Source organism: Phaeodactylibacter sp. (genome assembly GCF_040219495.1).
GTDB lineage: Bacteria > Bacteroidota > Bacteroidia > Chitinophagales > Saprospiraceae > Phaeodactylibacter.
This window is the reverse complement of sequence record NZ_JAVJSK010000079.1, coordinates 26,230-42,248: the sequence shown is the minus strand read 5'-3', so window position 1 is coordinate 42,248 and position 16,019 is coordinate 26,230. Positions and strand designations below refer to the sequence as shown.

General features: G+C 54.0%; 9 protein-coding genes. 1 reads left to right on the top strand and 8 read right to left on the bottom strand.

Features of this window, described 5'->3' with window-relative positions:
* Positions 1-9 precede the first annotated feature (9 nt).
* Genes RIC19_RS11520 through RIC19_RS11495 form a run of 6 tightly spaced genes read right to left on the bottom strand, consistent with a single transcriptional unit; the run spans position 10 to position 9,632 of the window.
* Positions 10-1,602, bottom strand: a complete 1,593-nt coding sequence (locus tag RIC19_RS11520; RefSeq protein ID WP_350178469.1) for a glycoside hydrolase family 43 protein — start codon at positions 1,600-1,602, stop codon at positions 10-12.
* Positions 1,595-3,178: a sugar porter family MFS transporter gene (locus tag RIC19_RS11515; protein WP_350178468.1), complete on the bottom strand. Its 1,584-nt coding sequence runs from the start codon at positions 3,176-3,178 to the stop codon at positions 1,595-1,597. Before RIC19_RS11515 ends, RIC19_RS11520 begins: the two co-directional genes overlap by 8 nt.
* A complete protein-coding gene (locus RIC19_RS11510; protein ID WP_350178467.1) occupies positions 3,175-5,535 on the bottom strand; it encodes an alpha-L-rhamnosidase-related protein in 2,361 nt (786 codons plus the stop codon). The genes RIC19_RS11515 and RIC19_RS11510 overlap by 4 nt, the downstream gene beginning before the upstream one ends.
* A 4-nt stretch (positions 5,536-5,539) precedes the next feature.
* Entirely contained in the window at positions 5,540-7,543 is a 2,004-nt protein-coding gene (locus tag RIC19_RS11505; RefSeq protein ID WP_350178466.1) for a beta-galactosidase trimerization domain-containing protein, read from the bottom strand.
* Positions 7,540-8,739, bottom strand: coding sequence for an AGE family epimerase/isomerase (locus RIC19_RS11500; RefSeq protein WP_350178465.1), 1,200 nt, complete (start codon positions 8,737-8,739; stop codon positions 7,540-7,542). Before RIC19_RS11500 ends, RIC19_RS11505 begins: the two co-directional genes overlap by 4 nt.
* A gap of 20 nt (positions 8,740-8,759) precedes the next feature.
* Entirely contained in the window at positions 8,760-9,632 is an 873-nt protein-coding gene (locus RIC19_RS11495) for an SMP-30/gluconolactonase/LRE family protein (RefSeq protein ID WP_350178464.1), read from the bottom strand.
* Positions 9,633-9,869: 237 nt separating this feature from the next.
* Here RIC19_RS11495 and RIC19_RS11490 point away from each other — a divergent pair, with 237 nt between their 5' ends.
* Positions 9,870-11,501, top strand: a complete 1,632-nt coding sequence (locus RIC19_RS11490; protein ID WP_350178463.1) for a glycoside hydrolase family 28 protein — start codon at positions 9,870-9,872, stop codon at positions 11,499-11,501.
* A 56-nt stretch (positions 11,502-11,557) separates the two neighbouring features.
* Here the strand turns inward: RIC19_RS11490 and RIC19_RS11485 are convergent, their stop codons facing one another.
* Both RIC19_RS11485 and RIC19_RS11480 read right to left on the bottom strand, forming a co-directional pair.
* Positions 11,558-11,692 (bottom strand): hypothetical protein, encoded by a 135-nt coding sequence (locus RIC19_RS11485; protein ID WP_262501664.1) that lies wholly within the window; start codon positions 11,690-11,692, stop codon positions 11,558-11,560.
* A 71-nt stretch (positions 11,693-11,763) separates the two neighbouring features.
* Positions 11,764-15,909 carry a two-component regulator propeller domain-containing protein gene (locus RIC19_RS11480; RefSeq protein WP_350178462.1) on the bottom strand — a complete coding sequence of 1,382 codons (4,146 nt, stop codon included), beginning with the start codon at positions 15,907-15,909 and terminating at the stop codon, positions 11,764-11,766.
* Between the last annotated feature and the right edge of the window lie 110 nt (positions 15,910-16,019).

Here is a 16,019-nt window from a genome sequence, read left to right as displayed (position 1 = left end):
TTATCCCTTTCAAACCGCTTTGTATTCAAACCAGTCAAAATCAGCGGGCTTGCGACTGCCAGTCAAATCCTGACAACAAATACCAACCATAGCCCCGGTGAATGCCGGCCGGTAACGTCCACACTGTTCCATAATGTAGTCGTCTGATAAGATGCTCCCGTCCAAAACCGGGCCGGCTTTTTGCCAATCTCCTGCTCCTTCTCTGTAAAAAAACTGAAGCTCGCCATGATTGAAGTGCAACTTGAGTTCCACCCTGCCATCCACCTGTAAATCACTGCACTGACTCATTGGGTGTAACATCGCATAATGATCGCAGGCAATCAGGTCGAGTACCCGCTTTTTCCGCCGCTCATCCCAGGTGATATGAAGGTAGTAGAAATGCCCGGTATTGTAGTAGGCAATCAGCCCGGCCATCTGCTGAAAGTTATCCGGTTGAAACTCCAGGGCAGTGGCAGCCGTGGCATCGAAGTGCTGTAGCCGCCGTGCCAGCAGGCTTTGGTAGTGGAAGGAACTCAGCGACTCCCGGCCGTACAGGCGCAAAAAACCGGGGCGTTCTTCCAGATTAGCCCAATCCGGAGTAATCGGTACGCGCAGGGACTGAAAGTCTTCAGGCAGCTCTGTGGTGTCAAAATCATGGCGTTCCACCGGTTGGGGAAAAGGCACCTCTTCACCGGGAATCGAAAATGCCGGGTCTGGCACCTGTTTGCCGTTGGCAAGGTACAACCAATCATCATCCCGCCACTCTACCGGAGCCAGGCTGCTTTCCCGCCCCAGGGTGCAGCGCCCCAGTGTCGACAAAGGCCGGCCGCACAGAAAAGTGATGTACCACTGCCCGTCCGGCACCTCGACCAGGTCGCCGTGCCCGGCTTTTTGCAGGGGCCAGTCCGGGTGCCCCTTGGTGGTCAAAACCGGATTGCCGGGGTGGGCTTCGTAGGGGCCGGTGATGTCCCGGGAGCGGGCCAGAATCGCACAGTGGTCGTACTCCGTCCCGCCGGCAGCCATGAGCAGGTAGTAATAGCCGTTTCGGTAGTACAGGTGTGGTCCTTCTACATTCTTTATCCCATCGCCTTCGAAAATCATACGCACCGGACCGGTCATTTTACCGGCATCCCAATCAAACTCCTGCAGCACGATGCCCCCAAATAAGCGGTTATTCCGGTGGTCGGCCAGCATATTGACTACCCATTTCCGGCCATCAGGCGCGTGAAACAGAGAAGGATCAAACCCGCTGCTGTTGAGATAAATGGTGTCTGACCATTCGCCCGTCATGTCCTGAGTCGTGACCAGATAGTTATGGACGTCCTTCCAGACCCCATCGAAGGAGCGCACGTTGCTGTACACCAGGTAGAAAGTCCCTTTGTCGTAAGTCAGACAGGGCGCCCACACCCCGCAGGAGTCCGGATTGCCGGCCATATCCAGTTGGGAAAGCCGGCTGAGCGGACGGGCAATGAGCCGCCAGTGCTTCAAGTCCCGGGAATGATGGATTTGTACCCCGGGAAACCATTCAAAGGTTGAGGTGGCCATGTAGTAATCCTCCCCCACCCGAATGATAGAGGGATCAGGCTGAAAGCCCGGTAAAACGGGGTTCTCAATTTTAATCATCGGTGATGAGTTCTTTTTCCAGTTCTTCCAATGAGCGGGACTTGGTTTCCGGCAACAAGCGCCAGACTAACAGAAAGCCTACAGCGGCAAAGCCACCGAACAAGCCAAAGGTCAGGGCATTGCCCAGATTCGCCAGCTCCCACGGAAAAAACTGCTGTACCGAAAAGCTCACAACGGAGTTGATAAAGCCTACAAAAGAAACGGCTACCGCCCGGATGTAATTGGGGAAAAGCTCCGAAAAGAGCACCCACATAACCGGGCCCAGGGAAACGGCAAAAAACGCCACGAAGCCCAGTATGCCAGTCAAAATCAAGGTAGGGTTGATCCTGGCAGCGGATTGCAGGATGACTGCTTCATTCGCCACATAAACCGTACGGCCTAAGGCTGCTTTGAGCGCAGTTTTGAAAGCCAGGTCATCTTCGAAGCGGACGTCGGTGACCGCACCCAAAGCTTCCCTGTTCACGCCTTCCGGCAGACCAGCTACGGCTTCCGAAGTCAGCTCATAAGTCGCCTGCTGAAACCCATAGCTGACCAGCCCCATACTGAGCGCAATGCCCAACAACCCCACCAGCAGCAAAGGTTTGCGCCCAATACGATCAATCAGGCTCATAGCGATGAGGGTGAAGACCACATTGAGCAGCCCGATATAAATGGCCTGCGAAAAAGCCGCGTCTGATCCAATACCGGATTGCTCAAAGATGAAAGGGGCATAAAAGAAAATGGCATTCACGCCAGTCAGCTGCTGCAAAATGCCCACGATGGCAGCCACCCAGAGAACCTTCCGCAGCGTTGGCCGGAACAGCCGCCGTAGTTTCTGACCCAGCGGGTCCCCGGCATCTTTAGCCTGCACACTTTCCTTAATCGCTTGTATTTGAGCCGTGGCCTCCGCTTCGCCCGACAGTTGTCCGATGACCACAGCGGCTTCCTCCTCTCTGCCCTGCACCACCAGCCAGCGGGGGCTCTCCGGCACCGCGAAAAGGGTCCCGAAGTAGGCCAGTGCAGGCAATAGCTCCACGCCCAGCATCCAGCGCCAGGTTTGCGTATCTATACCCAGGTTTTGCACCCATTCTGCGCCCGAGCCACTGGCCTGCAACAGGAAGTAATTCGAGAAATAGGCCGCCGAAAACCCAATAACGATATTCAGCTGATTGATAGAGACCATGCGCCCGCGCTTTTCCGGAGGGCTCAGCTCTGCGATGTACATGGGGGCGATGATCAGGCTCGCTCCTACCGCCAGTCCGCCCAGCATTCGGGCAGCAACCAAAATGCCGTAGGTCGGAGCTATGGCGGAAAAGAGGGCTGAGAAAGCATACATGAAAGCAATGATCAGCAGCAGCTTCTTCCGCCCTATCCGGTCACTCAATGGCCCGGCGACCATCATAGCCAGGGTGGAAGTAAAAGTCAGGGACGCCACCACCCATCCCAAAGCCAGGTCAGACAACCCAAACTCCGGCACCAGAAACCGGATAGCTCCGGAGATTACCGAGGCATCAAAGCCAAAGAGGAAACCGCCCAGAGAAATAATCAGGGCGAGGCGGGTCATCTGCCCGCTGCTCGTTTTGTTTTGCATCATCATCGGAATTTAATGGATTGGGGGCCACTCTTTAGAGTTTGCGATTGCCCTTTCCAGTTTAGGGTGCCTTCCAATCCGGGAGGCAGGGAGACCTTGCCCTCCAAACGCCCGTCTGCCTCGCTGTATTCCACCTCAATAGTACCCTTGGGGTGTGGCATGTTGGCCCGGAGCTCGCTTAGCCCGTTCAGATGGGGCGTAATGCTAACTTTGGAAAAACCCGGCGCTGCCGGACGGATACCCGCTACCAGCGACAAAAAGTGGTAGGCTGGCGAAGCACTCCAGGCATGACAATCGGAGCGGGTCTTACCGGGGGCTTCCACGAAAGTGGTCAGGCCGAGGTTAAGTTGCTCCTCCCACGGGCCAAGATACTCAAAGTAAGTGTCCCCAAGCCCGGTTTTCCGTAGCGCTTCAGTAATGTAAAAGGCGTAGTAGTAGGAACAGGGGGCCAAAGTGGTATCTTTCAGCAGCCGCTCCAATAGTGCGGGTTGTTCTGCCTCGGGCAGGGCATCGGTGAGCACCGCCATAGTATTGACGTGCTGACTGAAAGTCGTTTTTGCAGGCGTATCTGCAAATAGCTGACGGTCTTTGTCCCAGCAGCGGTTACGAAGGCTATTATTGATGCCCATTGCCCGGGCGCGATAAGTTGCTGCCCGCTCCGGCTCGCCAAAGGCTTCATACAAATCAGCCGCCAGTTGCAGATTGTAAGCCAACTGCAAGCCGATAAGGGCAGAACCTCCCGATTCGGCACCCGGTGGCACGCCGCTTTTCCAACCCTCTTCTCCAATCACCCAATCGGCAAAGTTCCACCATTCCATTGGGCCCGGCAGCCCGTTTTCGCCCATCCTTTCTTCGTACCACTGCAGAATATCCGCTACGGCAGGCAACATACTGGCAATCCACTCCGGTTCACCTACGTGCATCCAATAGTCATGTAGCATCGCAATCCAGAACAGGGAATAGGGCGGGATAATCTGTTCATCGCGGCTGGGATATCGGCTTTGCGTAAGCCCAAAGGGCATGCGGGACTGATAAAAATCGGCCACTGCTTTTCGGAATAACCGGTGATCACCTGAGACGTAGTAGGAAATCAGCGCCTGAATACGGGTGTCGCCGACGTACTGTAATTGCTCGTAGTACGGGCAATCGAAATAGTTTTCTCCGGCGCATAGGCGTTGCGTACGCCAGCTAACGGACCAGATATCGGACAGCAATTCTTTATCACTATCAAAAACCGCCCGCTCTTCAAAAGGGTAAGCCGTAAAGCGGCTTTGGGCCTGATCAATGGATACCGGCGCATCTTTCGTTTCTATTTCCACCCGGATATAGCGGAAGGTCCGCCACCAAAGGGTAGTCAGTTCGTACCTGCCTTCCGCGAGTTTCCATTCATCATGGAAGCCATAGAGCATTTTATGGTTGATGCTGTCCCGGTGCCCTTTGTTAAGGGTCGAATCGTTCAGGCTTTCGGCGTAAAACAGGCGCAGGGTGGCCTCTCCTCCACTTGTGACTTTTAGCTCCGGGTAAGCGGTGGTCAGCGTGCCATGATCGATGAGAACCGTTGCTTTGGTATTCGCTGGTACGTATACCATCCCCTGATCAGGCAGCTTGAGGCTGGCCCGGCGGATACGCCCCAGGGGACCAACCTTTTCTTCCATAGCTGGAATACGACGGGGGACCAACTGATAAGCCGGTACTCCACCATGTGCAAAGGTGCCGCCTGCAGGGACTCCGGGAAATAATACCTGGGGTGTATGCCAGCCTTCCACTTCAAAATCCGCTGCTTTCCAGCCCCAGGGGTGAGCCTCCACATCCATCTGTTCTCCGGGGCCGACTACAAAGTAACCCATCACCTGTTCCCGGTCAATGGCAATGGGCGCATAAGCGGTATCCCGGTGCACCCGCCACTGCCCGGTGCCCGTATTGAACTGGGAGCTGTTGCGGTCCTCCCCCTGAATGATCAGCGCGGTGCCTCTTGAGATTTGCGCGACGGGCTTATATTTTCCAAAATTCCATACCTGCACGGCAACCACATTCACTCCGGACTGCAAATAAGGGCTCAGATCGTACGTCTCAAAGCGCCAGTTCAGAAGGTCGCCCCGGGCAGGTCCTTTACCAACGTATCGGCCATTCACAAAAAGCTTGTAGCGGTTATCCGCCGAAATCCGGATGGGAAAATCATCCGGAACAGCTTCCACATTCATCTCCTGCCGGAACAGGTATACCCCAAAAGCTTCTGCATCAGCGGTAGGATGAGTGATCCATTGTGCCGGCCAGGGCTGCCCCTCCAGATTGGGCTGTTCCTGAGCAATTACAGGGGAAAGCAGCAGGCAAATCAGAGACAGCACAGGAAGAAATTGTTGCATACAATTAGTTTTGTTTTTCCCAAAATAATACCACACAGGCATTCGGTGGTAACAACACCCCATTCTCCCGGCATTCAGCCCCAGCAGAATCGTAGAGGATTTGCCCTGACCGCAGCTCAGCAAATTCCAGCGCTACCTGTTTTGGATAGTCATTTGTATTGATTAGCATCGTGTACAGCCCCGACTCGGAGGCCATCGCTTTCATAGTGACGCCGGGATGATGGCCCCTGAAACGAACCTGCGGGGATTCAGTATTTTCCAGCCAGGTTTGCAGCAGCTGAGCCAGTGGCATGTTATCCTGTTGCCAGGCTGCCAACCCGATTGGAGCAGGAATCCAAAGGGTGCGCCCCTGACCGTATTGATGCTGCAATGCAACAGGGAGGCTGTCCTGTGCAAAGCTTAGTACCGCCCCTTCGTCCACCGCCAGTGTGCCCTGCCAAAGGTGGGCCGGCAACTTCTTCTCATTGACAGACATCAAAAAAGTATTGCCCATCACCCTGAACTCGCGCACCTGCCCGCCCAGTACTTCCCGGAAAGGAAAACCACCCGTCATGATATTCTGGCCATACTCATCAAAATGGGCAGACAAACCTGTCAACAACAATTGCCCGCCTTCCGCAACAAAGGTTTTCAATCCTTCCCAGTGCCGGCGCGGCATTACAATCTGATGCGGGATGATCACCGCTGCCCCTGCCCTGCCCCTCGCTTTCCAGTCGAAGTCATCCATGCTGCCAATTTCAGGCGTAATGCCCTGCTCGAGCAATGCCTCGTAGTGCGCCAGAACCGACTTGATGGTAGCTCCAGGCAACCGGCCTTCAAAGTATTGCTCCACTTCTACTGAGCGGACTTCCCGGTCGCGCTGCAGGTACATGGACTCCCGGTTGTAGAGGACATGGATGTTTGCAGTCTGCGGTCGCGCCTTTGCAAAATCCGGGTTTTGATCCAACCAGGCCGCTACTTCTCCCGCCGCTCCCATCCGGTCCGTTGGCTCGTCCAGAAAATCCAGCAGGCTCCACTCTCCGGCTTCCAGCCCGGCTTTCCGGGGGTTCAGGCACCAAAAGATGATGCCTTCGGCTCCGCTGAACAAGCTGCCCCACAGCCACTGCTCTATTTCTTCCGGACTTGGCGTCATGGGGTTAAAGCCGCTGTAGCTGTTGTTGCCGCCTTGTAATTCGGTGACCCAAAAGGGCTTCTCACCGGCACCGCTCCGGATGATATCATTGTTCGCGCCCATCGCCACCGGGTACTGATCGCGTTCAAAGTAGCCGAAATGCCAGCTCGGGTGCATGGAGGCACCAAAGGAGGAAAGCAGCTTCCGCCAGACTGGAAATTCATACTCTGGCAAGGTCACAAAGAGCATGTGGCTGTTGACGTGCAAATGGCGGCCAGAGTCATACTTTTCAATTTCCGCCGCTATCCAGCTCAGGTAAGCGGTGGTATGCTGCCGAATGAACTCCGGCTCCCGGAAGTCTTCCCGCATGAAGCCATTGGGGTCAGCTGGCAAAGGATTGGAGGCTTTCCATTCCGACCAGGCTTGTTCCGTGTACGCGCCTTTCGGCAAAATCCCGCCCACACCTGGCTCATTCTGCAGCACCCAGGCAAAAAGCGCCGGATGCTTGCTGAAATGAGGCACCACGGCTCCAATGTAGCGTTCGATGGAAGCCAGGTGAGCCGCATCTTCGGGAAATTTAAAGCCGCCTACGCCCGTGCCCGTATTCGCCGGGAAAAGGGTGGCAAATACCCGGACGCCATGCCGCCCGGCAGCCTCAAACGCGGCATCGTACAGCGTAAAGTCCCAGCTACCGTCTGTCTGAGCCATGTGCGTTTCGTCCATCCGGATGCGGCAAACGGTCATATTATATTCTGCCATGATGGAAAACCAGCCTTCAATCTCTTCTGCTGTTTGTCCGGGCTCGATGTACACCTGCGCACCGATGGAAGGCGGAGTCTGCCCCCCAAGCCAAAGCGTCCAGCAGATCAGGCTAAAAATTAATACGGTGGTTTTCATTCTGCTGGCTTTTGAAGTGCCCTAAGGCGAAGTAAGGCTTCGAGAAAATAGTAGTCCGCATAAATAATGTGCTCATCAATTTCGCTGTTGCCGGGTTTATGGCCGGTGGAATGCAGCAGTAAGCCCTGTTGAGGTAATGCTGCCAGGTATTCCGGTGTGGCTAAGGCATTGAGCAGGGCAATGGCTGCGTTGTGGTACCGGATTTGGTCGTCGGCTGCTTCCACCAACTGAGAAAGCTCCAGCAGTGCAGAAGCGGCAATAGCAGCTGCGGAGGCATCCTTCGGCTCGTCGGGAATGCCGGGGGCATCAAAGTCCCAGTAGGGCACCCCATCTTCCGGCAGCCTTTTCAGGAAGATATCCGCTGCGCCTTTCGCCTGCTTCAGGAAGTCCGCCCGTCCGGTTTCCCGGGCAGTCAGGGTGAATCCATAGATGGCCCAGGCTTGCCCTCTTGCCCACATGGAGCTGTCGGCATAGCCCTGAAAAGTGACTTTTTCCCGCACGGCACCGCTGAGGGTGTCGTAGTCGAGAACGTGGTAGGTGCTGTAATCGTCCCGGAAGTGATTGTCCATGGTGTGCTTGGCGTGGGAAACGGCGATCGCTTCCATTTCCGCGTCTCCAGTCTGCCGGGCTGCCCAGAACAGCAGCTCCAGGTTCATCATATTGTCGATAATCACCGGATACTGCCATTGATCGTGCCAGTCCCAGGAGCGAATAACACCAGTGACCGGCCGGTAGCGGGTTTTCAGGGTTTTAGCGGCGTCCACAATCACCGGGGCGTAACTGGAGTCTTGCGTAAAGCGCAGGGCACTGCCAAATGAGTTGAAAATCCGGAAGCCGATATCATGATCGTAATCGAAAAACTGAACGGAATCCAGTTTCAACAGCTCGGCCGCACCAGCTTCTTTCCACTTTTCATCACCGGTAAGGGCGTAGAGGTGCCACAGCACACCCGGATAAAAACCACTGACCCAGCTGCCCTTTTTGACGAGGTTCCAGGTGCCGTCCGGATGAGCATTGCGGGGAATGCGGTTGGTGTCCGGTAAAGTTTCCAGCGTTTTGGCATACTGCCGGGCTGCAACTTCAGTAAGGCTGTCGAGGTCGAATGCCGGCTCCAACAGCTGCGCGTCCGCCTCCCCGGCAGGTTCCGCACAACTGCCCGCCAACAGGAGGATTAAAAAGAACGGGAAATATTTCATGTGATGAATTTTGACAAAGGTTAACCCAAATAGCGGGGCTCCGGCTGCCCAGTTGTGTTGGTCTGTATTTGCAGGCACACCCCTGCCAGGGGCTGGGCTTTTTTCTGCTCCGGAGATAAGGGGCGCTGTGAGGTTGTGATGAGCAGGTGCTGCATTTCCGGTCCGCCAAAGCAGCAGCTTGTGGGGTGAGAAACGGGCAATTCGATGTCTTCCACCTTCTTCCCCTGCGCATCGAAGTGGCTGATCTTGCCTTCCTGCCACATAGCGACCCAAAGGTGGTCGTTGGTATCAACGGTAAGGCCATCGGGGAAGCCTTCGGGGCCAAACTCAATGAAGTTGCGGCGGTGGCTGAGGCGGCCGGTTTCCAAATCATAGTCGTAGGCATAAACAACATGGCGCTCGGTATCTGCGAAAAAGTAGGTTTTTCGGTCTGCAGACCAGCCCATACCGTTGGGGAGCATTAGGTTTTGCTCGTGGCGTTGTACTGCTCCCGCTTCGTTCAGGCAATACAGGTTGCCGACCGGCTCCGTGCCATCGTAAGTCATGGTGGCGGCCCAAAAGCGGCCTTTAGGGTCTACCGCGCCGTCATTGAAGCGGGTGGCTTGTACGTCGGCTTCAGTGGGTGATACCTGCTTCAGCTCACGGCTGTGGGTATCGTAGGTAAAAAAGCCGTCCCGCAGTGCCATAACCACACCGCCCTGTTCACGCAGGGCCAGTACACCAAGCGGCTGCCCGACTACATGGGTTTCCACCCGGCCGGTTTCCCAATCGCCAATAAAGAACTGCCCCTGCATGAGGTCGACCCAGTAAAACTGCTCCGCCTGCGGGTCCCAGACCGGCCCCTCGCCGTGGTGGCAACGGACCTCAAAAAGTGGTTGAATAGCGTACTTCATAAGTCAGCGAAATGCTTTGTAGTGGGCAAAAATAAAATACACAACTTTCGAAAAGCTTTTGCCCCAACGTTGGAACAAAACCAGTTGTGTATTTTATTTTTCGAGAAGCCCTTTGGGAAAGGAGGGCTTGTCCTGTGGCTTGTAATCAAAAGCCGACTGAAGCCTGTCAGGAGTTACGATCTTATCATCCGGCAGGGGTTACAGCTAGGTCCTGCACTGCTCTTTTTCCCAAAGAAGATGATGGTTCGCAAAGACTGTTCAATTGGCAATAGCCCGCTTTTATTGTGTTTGTTCCTGATGTTTTCCAGCTTCTCACTTGGTGCTCAGTCCCCCGTTTTTAATGTGCGGGACTTCGGAGCAAGCGGAGATTCAGCTCAATATGCGCAGCCTTATCTGCAAAAAGCTATTAATGCCTGCTATGCCGCGGGCGGCGGACAGGTGCTATTGCCGGCCGGGGCTTATACCACCGGCACCATCGTACTAAAAGACAATGTGGATTTCCACCTGGCACCGGGCGCCACCCTTTACGCCAGTCAGCGGGAAAAGGACTATGAGAATGACTTCGTGGTCTACAAAAAGAACGACTCCGGTAAATTGCCGGGCGAAGGTACGCCTGTACTGATTTACGCAAAAGGTGCCAAAAACATCAGCATTTCCGGAAAGGGGACGATCCACGGGCAGGCCCGCCGGACGTACGAGCCTCTGAAAAGCGTAGATGGCTTCATAGCAGAGGAAACGGAGAACGCCAGAAATTCCGGTGTGGAAATGAAAATGTACTACAAGGTAAAGCCTTACACCTGTATGGTTTTCTTAGAGGACTGCACAGACATCCGGATTCGGGATATTTCCATGATCGAATCCACCGACTGGACCCTGCACTTTAAGTGGTGCGAACGGGTCTTTGTGGATGGGGTTTATATTTTCTCCAGCCTGGAGCAGGGTGTCAATGCCGATGGGATTGATATTGACGGGAGCAAGGACGTAGTGGTCTCCAACTGCACCATCATTACTGGTGATGATTCCATTGTGCTGAAGTCCACGATCACCGGTGAGGATTACCGGGCTTGTGAGAACATTACGGTAACCAACTGTTCTTTGGTGTCCACCTCCACCGGGCTGAAGCTGGGTACCGAAAGCCACGGCGACTTCCGACACATCACCTTTACCAACTGCGTGATCCGCAACAGCAACCGGGGGCTGAGCATCGTGGTACGGGACGGGGCAACGGTAAGCGATGTGCTGTTTTCCAATATCACCATAGAGTGCGACCGTAAGCACTTCAATTGGTGGGGCAATGGCGATCCGATATGGCTGGTGCTCAAGCGCCGGTTCCCGGATTCCAAACTTGGCAAAATTCAGAATGTGACCTTCCAAAACATTCAGGCACGCGGGCAGGGCACCAGCAAAATTGAAGGCTACCCCGGCGAACAAATGCTTGAAAATATCCGGCTGTACAATATACAACTCACGATGGAGGCGGAAGATAAACCCGACAAACGTGCCACCCATGGTTTCGAGGCCCACGATGTGGACGGGCTCATCCTTTCTGACCTTACCATCAACTGGGATAACTCGAAAGGAATGGAACCCAAATGGGATGCAGCAGTAGCGCTGCAGCGGGTGAAGAACGTGGAAATGGACCGCGTACGGGGCAAACAGGCTGCTAAAGGGAGCGCAATCCGGCTTACGGAAGTACAAAACGCCTACATCACTAACACCCTGCCTCAGCCGGGCACGGCTACGTTATTTGAGGTCTTGGGCGCTGAAAGCCGTAATTTGGTATTCCGGGATAATGACCCGATGGGCATAGCCGCTCAATTTTTAGCAACCGGCAACAAGGTTGAAAAGGAGGAAATCAACCTGAAGTAGGCTCTTGGCAAAATCCTGATGGGTTAGGGAACGGATGCATGGCTTTAAGCAGGCTGCTACCCAATAAATACCAGGAGCAGGATCAGCATCCCGATCAGCAACGCAAAGAAAAAGTATTCCAGTACCACCCAGTGCCAGTAGGGTTTTTCCAGCGTCTTTTTTCGGGCCCAATTGATGATAATATTCCACATAGGCTTCTGATTAGGTGCCTAACATAGGCGCAAACCGGAGAAAGCGTGTGGAATTTCGTTCCAAATGCCCGTTACAAATGTCCTTCTGCGCCCTTATCAGCTGTAGCCTTCTCCTGATTAGCCGACATATAAGCTGTTGGGGTCATGTTGTAGTGTTTTTTGAATTTTTTGCTAAAATACTGTGCATCTGAGAAGCCTACGGAGTAAGCCACTTCCGAAATAGAATCGCATACCCCAAGTTTAAGCATCTCAGCGGCCCGCTTGAGACGGATAATATTGATGAATTCCTTCACCGACTGATCAGTCAGGGCACTGAACTTTCGGTAGAGGACCGACCGGCTCATGCCCAGCGCTTTGGCAAAATCACTGACCCCGAATTCGCTTTCATTAAGGTTGTCTTCCACAATCCGGATGGCCTTTTGCAGGAACTGCTCATCCGGGGAAGGGGGCTGATCGGGCTCCGGCTGCAAAATGTTTTGGCTGAACCGCTGCTTAAGCATCTCCCGGTTGTGGATGAGGTTGAAGATGCGGGCTTTCAGCAGGCGGAACTTAAAGGGTTTAGTGATGTAATCATCTGCGCCGGTTTCCAGCCCAACCACCAGTTTCTCCTCACTTTGATTGGCGGTCAGCAAAACGATTGGAATATGGCTTGTCCGGTCGTCGGTTTTCAGGGTTTGACACAGTTCAATGCCGCTCTTTTGAGGCATCATAATATCGCTAAGAATGAGATCCGGCAACAAATCCAGCGCTTTGACAATACCTTTCTCACCGTTTTCAGCTTCGGCGATGGTAAAGAAGGGCTCAAAGCTCATCCGCAGGAAGTGGCGGACATCTTCATTGTCCTCCACAATGAGCAAAGTGGGCTTCGTTCCGGTTTTGACCAGCATCTCCGGAAGGGCAACGGTTGGGTTCAGGTGCGCTGCTTCGGTTTCTTGTTCCACGACCAGCTCAGGCACTTCCAGTTCCTGCTGCGGCCCACAGTCTAAGCCCTGTGCATCCAGCGGCAACCAGATGGTAAACCGGCTGCCTTTTCCAGGGTCGCTTTCCAGCTCCAGCCCGCCCCCATGCATTTCGACCAGCGCTTTAGCATAGGCCAGCCCAATACCAGTGCCCTGCGGGAGCTCATCAACGGCATGCCCCTGTCCCGGCTGTACCTGATAAAAGCGGTCGAAAACCCGGTCCCGGTGCTGAGGCGAGATGCCCGACCCATCGTCAGTAATGCTAATCAGCACTACAGGTTTTGGGGGTTCTCCGGATTCAACCACCCGCTTGCTCTGCCTGATATCGACCTCTACCCGCTGCCGGGTGAATTTAAAGGCATTGGACAGGAGGTTGTATACGATTTTCTCCATCTTATCCGGATCAAAACAGATTGGGATGCGCTGCAGAGAAGTATTCAGCTGATAGTTGATGCCCCGGCTTTCTGCCAGACCATCGAAAGCCGTTTTCACCCCCTGTACAAAGGAGACCATGTCAGAAGACTGTGGAGATAATTGTACCTGATCCTCATCCATTTTCCTGAACTCCAGCAGTTGATTCACCAGCCGTAGCAGGCGCTTCGTATTTTGCTGTACGATCTGAAGCTGCCGGGCAGCGCGGCCACCAAATTGCCCGGATTCCAGTAGCTGCTCCACCGGGCCGGAAATCAGGGTAAGCGGGGTCCGGAACTCATGGGATACATTCGTGAAAAAAGCAAGTTTCAACCGGTTAACCTCTTCGATTTTCTGACGCTCCAGGTCTTTAAGCCGGAGGTTGTTTTTGAACCGTTCGCGCATGAGCAGCGCATGCCGGAAGCCAAAAAGCAGCAGCACAGAAATAAGGATATAGGACGCATAAGCCCAGGGGGTTCTCCAGAATGGTGGCTTGATGACGATCTTCAGAGCAACCGGCTCGGGATTCCAGACGCCATCGTTGTTGGCCGCCTTGACCTTGAAGGTGTAGGTGCCCGCATTGAGGTTGGTGAAAGACACACTCCGGCGGTCACCGATATAGCTCCACTCGTCCAGGAAGCCTTCGAGCTTATAGGCATACTGATTCTTTTCGCTGGAGGTGTAGCCTAGTGCAGTAAATTCCAATGCAAACAACTGGCTCTGCTGATGGCTCAGTACCAACTCCTGCACCTGACTAACAGGTTTTTTCAGTGGAGAGCCTTCGTCCTCCGGGGTGGTGTACTTATCGTAAAGCTTAAGCCCGGTCAGGGCTACTTCCGGTGCGTGGGGATTATCCTGAATTAAACCAGGCCTGAAGTAGTTAAACCCGTTAATGCCTCCAAAGTAAAGGTGCCCATCCCGGGTTTGCAGCCCGGCATTGTAGGAAAACTGATTGCTCTGCAGCCCATCCTTTTTACAATAATTCCGGCATCGCAGCGATCCGGATGTGCTATCCAACCAAACTCTTGAAAGCCCCTTGTTCGTACTCATCCAAATGGCTCCATCTTCTCCTTCGTACAACGTGTGAATGGCATTGCTGGGCAGCCCGTCTGACATGGTGTAGTTGCGGATTTCACTTCCATTGGCGGATCGGATGAAAAGCCCGCCGCCTTCTGTTCCGATCCATAACCGTCCGCCTGTATCCTCCAGAAAAGCCCTGCTGTCAAACTGATTAAGGGTGCTTCCGGAGGACACCTTCAGCGGGATCATTTCGCCTAAATTTTCTGAGACATACCGGACACCTTTTCCCCCTACCCAAACCGTACCGGAAGGGCCACGGTAGAGCGTAGTCACCCGCTCGGCATAAGCTTCCTCTCCTTCCGGGCTGAAGGTAGACCAATGCTCAAAAGAGCCCGTAGCTAAATCCAGACGGTCCAGCCCGGCAAGCGTACCCACCCAAAGGTGCTGTTCGCCCTGCGGCAGCACAGCCCAGACATTATCGTTGCGGATGCCCTTTGGATTACCCGCTTGGTATTTGTAGGTTTCCAGGTGACCGGTTTCGGGATTAAACTGCTGCAAACCGCCCCTGTAAGTACCTATCCATATCTGTCCGGCTGGGCTCTCGCATAAGCTCGTGACCACTTTACTGCTCAACCCGTCAGCCTGAGTAAGTATCCGGAACTGATCGGCACCTGGTGTCCAGATATTCAGCCCGCCTCCATCCGTACCAACCCAGATATCACCGCGACGGTCTTCCAGAAAGGACAATACAGAGCGATGGCTCAACCCCCGGCTGCTGACCAGGCTGCGGCCAATGTGGTGAAAAGCTTTGTGATTGGGGTTAAAAATACTCACTCCTCCGTCAAACGTACCGACCCAGACTAGCCCCTCCTCATCCCTGAAGAGGGCGTAGGCGGCATCGCTGGCAACAGACTGCGGATCATAAGGATTATACCCCAGGTGCTGTACAACTTCACTTTGGGTATCAAAAATAGATAAGCCGCCGCCATCCGTAGCCACCCATAGTCTTCCATGGGGACCGAGCGCGAGGCTCTTAATCAAATCGTTTTGCAGACCGGGCGTTTGAGCTGCTTTATAATGCTGATGGCCTGACCGGTCGGCGCTGATCTTAAAAAGCCCTGCGCCCTGTGTGCCCACCCAAAGGTGCCCACTTTGGTCTTCCACAATTGTTTTGGCAAGCCCCTGCCCTCCATTCAGTGCTTCGATGGGCAGAAACGTCCAATCAATTTGCCCCTTCGATTTATAGTACAGCCCCGCATGGTCTGTTCCTATCCAAATGGTGCCTTTCTGATCTTCACAGATTGCGCTGACATCAGCTACTGGCGCTGAGTTGAACCGGACTTCCCTGAAGCCATCGCCATCATTTTCCCTTACATATAGCATACCGCTAAGGGTGCCTACCCAAATCCGGCCGGACTGGTCTTGCTCGATCGTCCGAATGTACGGATCCCCGGGGCCGGAAGATGGATCAGATTCAAGATGGACAGGATCGAACTGACTCTGTTCAGGGTTGTAGATGCATAAACCGCTGGCCGTACCGATCCACAAACGGCCGGCGGTGTCTTCAAGCAGCGTGAGGACCTTGTTCCCTTTTAGGGAATTGGGGTTGGCATTCTGATGCCGGAATACCTGAAAGCTATACCCATTGTACTGATTGAGCCCATCATTGGTGCCTATCCAAATGTACCCGCGCTTGTCTTTCAGAATCGTGTTAACGGTATTCTGAGACAAACCATCAGCGACATTAAGCTGATCAAACCGGTAATTCTGGGCGGCCACGGCACTCCAGGCAATCAGGAGAATGGTGGTGGCAATTAGGCTTCGCATGTTTTCTGTTTGTCTGAAATTGTAAACGATGTTCACTGCCTACAATTTAACTAAAATTTCATTACACCCTATTTCCACCCAACAAAAATCACCAAAACCAACCCTCCCCA

Coding starts and splice junctions, on each gene's coding strand:
- RIC19_RS11520 (WP_350178469.1), bottom strand. CDS start 1,602: ATGATTAAAATTGAGAACCCCGTTTTACCGGGCTTTCAGCCTGATCCC.
- RIC19_RS11500 (WP_350178465.1), bottom strand. CDS start 8,739: ATGAAATATTTCCCGTTCTTTTTAATCCTCCTGTTGGCGGGCAGTTGT.
- RIC19_RS11480 (WP_350178462.1), bottom strand. CDS start 15,909: ATGCGAAGCCTAATTGCCACCACCATTCTCCTGATTGCCTGGAGTGCC.
- RIC19_RS11510 (WP_350178467.1), bottom strand. CDS start 5,535: ATGCAACAATTTCTTCCTGTGCTGTCTCTGATTTGCCTGCTGCTTTCC.
- RIC19_RS11505 (WP_350178466.1), bottom strand. CDS start 7,543: ATGAAAACCACCGTATTAATTTTTAGCCTGATCTGCTGGACGCTTTGG.
- RIC19_RS11515 (WP_350178468.1), bottom strand. CDS start 3,178: ATGATGATGCAAAACAAAACGAGCAGCGGGCAGATGACCCGCCTCGCC.
- RIC19_RS11490 (WP_350178463.1), top strand. CDS start 9,870: ATGATGGTTCGCAAAGACTGTTCAATTGGCAATAGCCCGCTTTTATTG.
- RIC19_RS11485 (WP_262501664.1), bottom strand. CDS start 11,692: ATGTGGAATATTATCATCAATTGGGCCCGAAAAAAGACGCTGGAAAAA.
- RIC19_RS11495 (WP_350178464.1), bottom strand. CDS start 9,632: ATGAAGTACGCTATTCAACCACTTTTTGAGGTCCGTTGCCACCACGGC.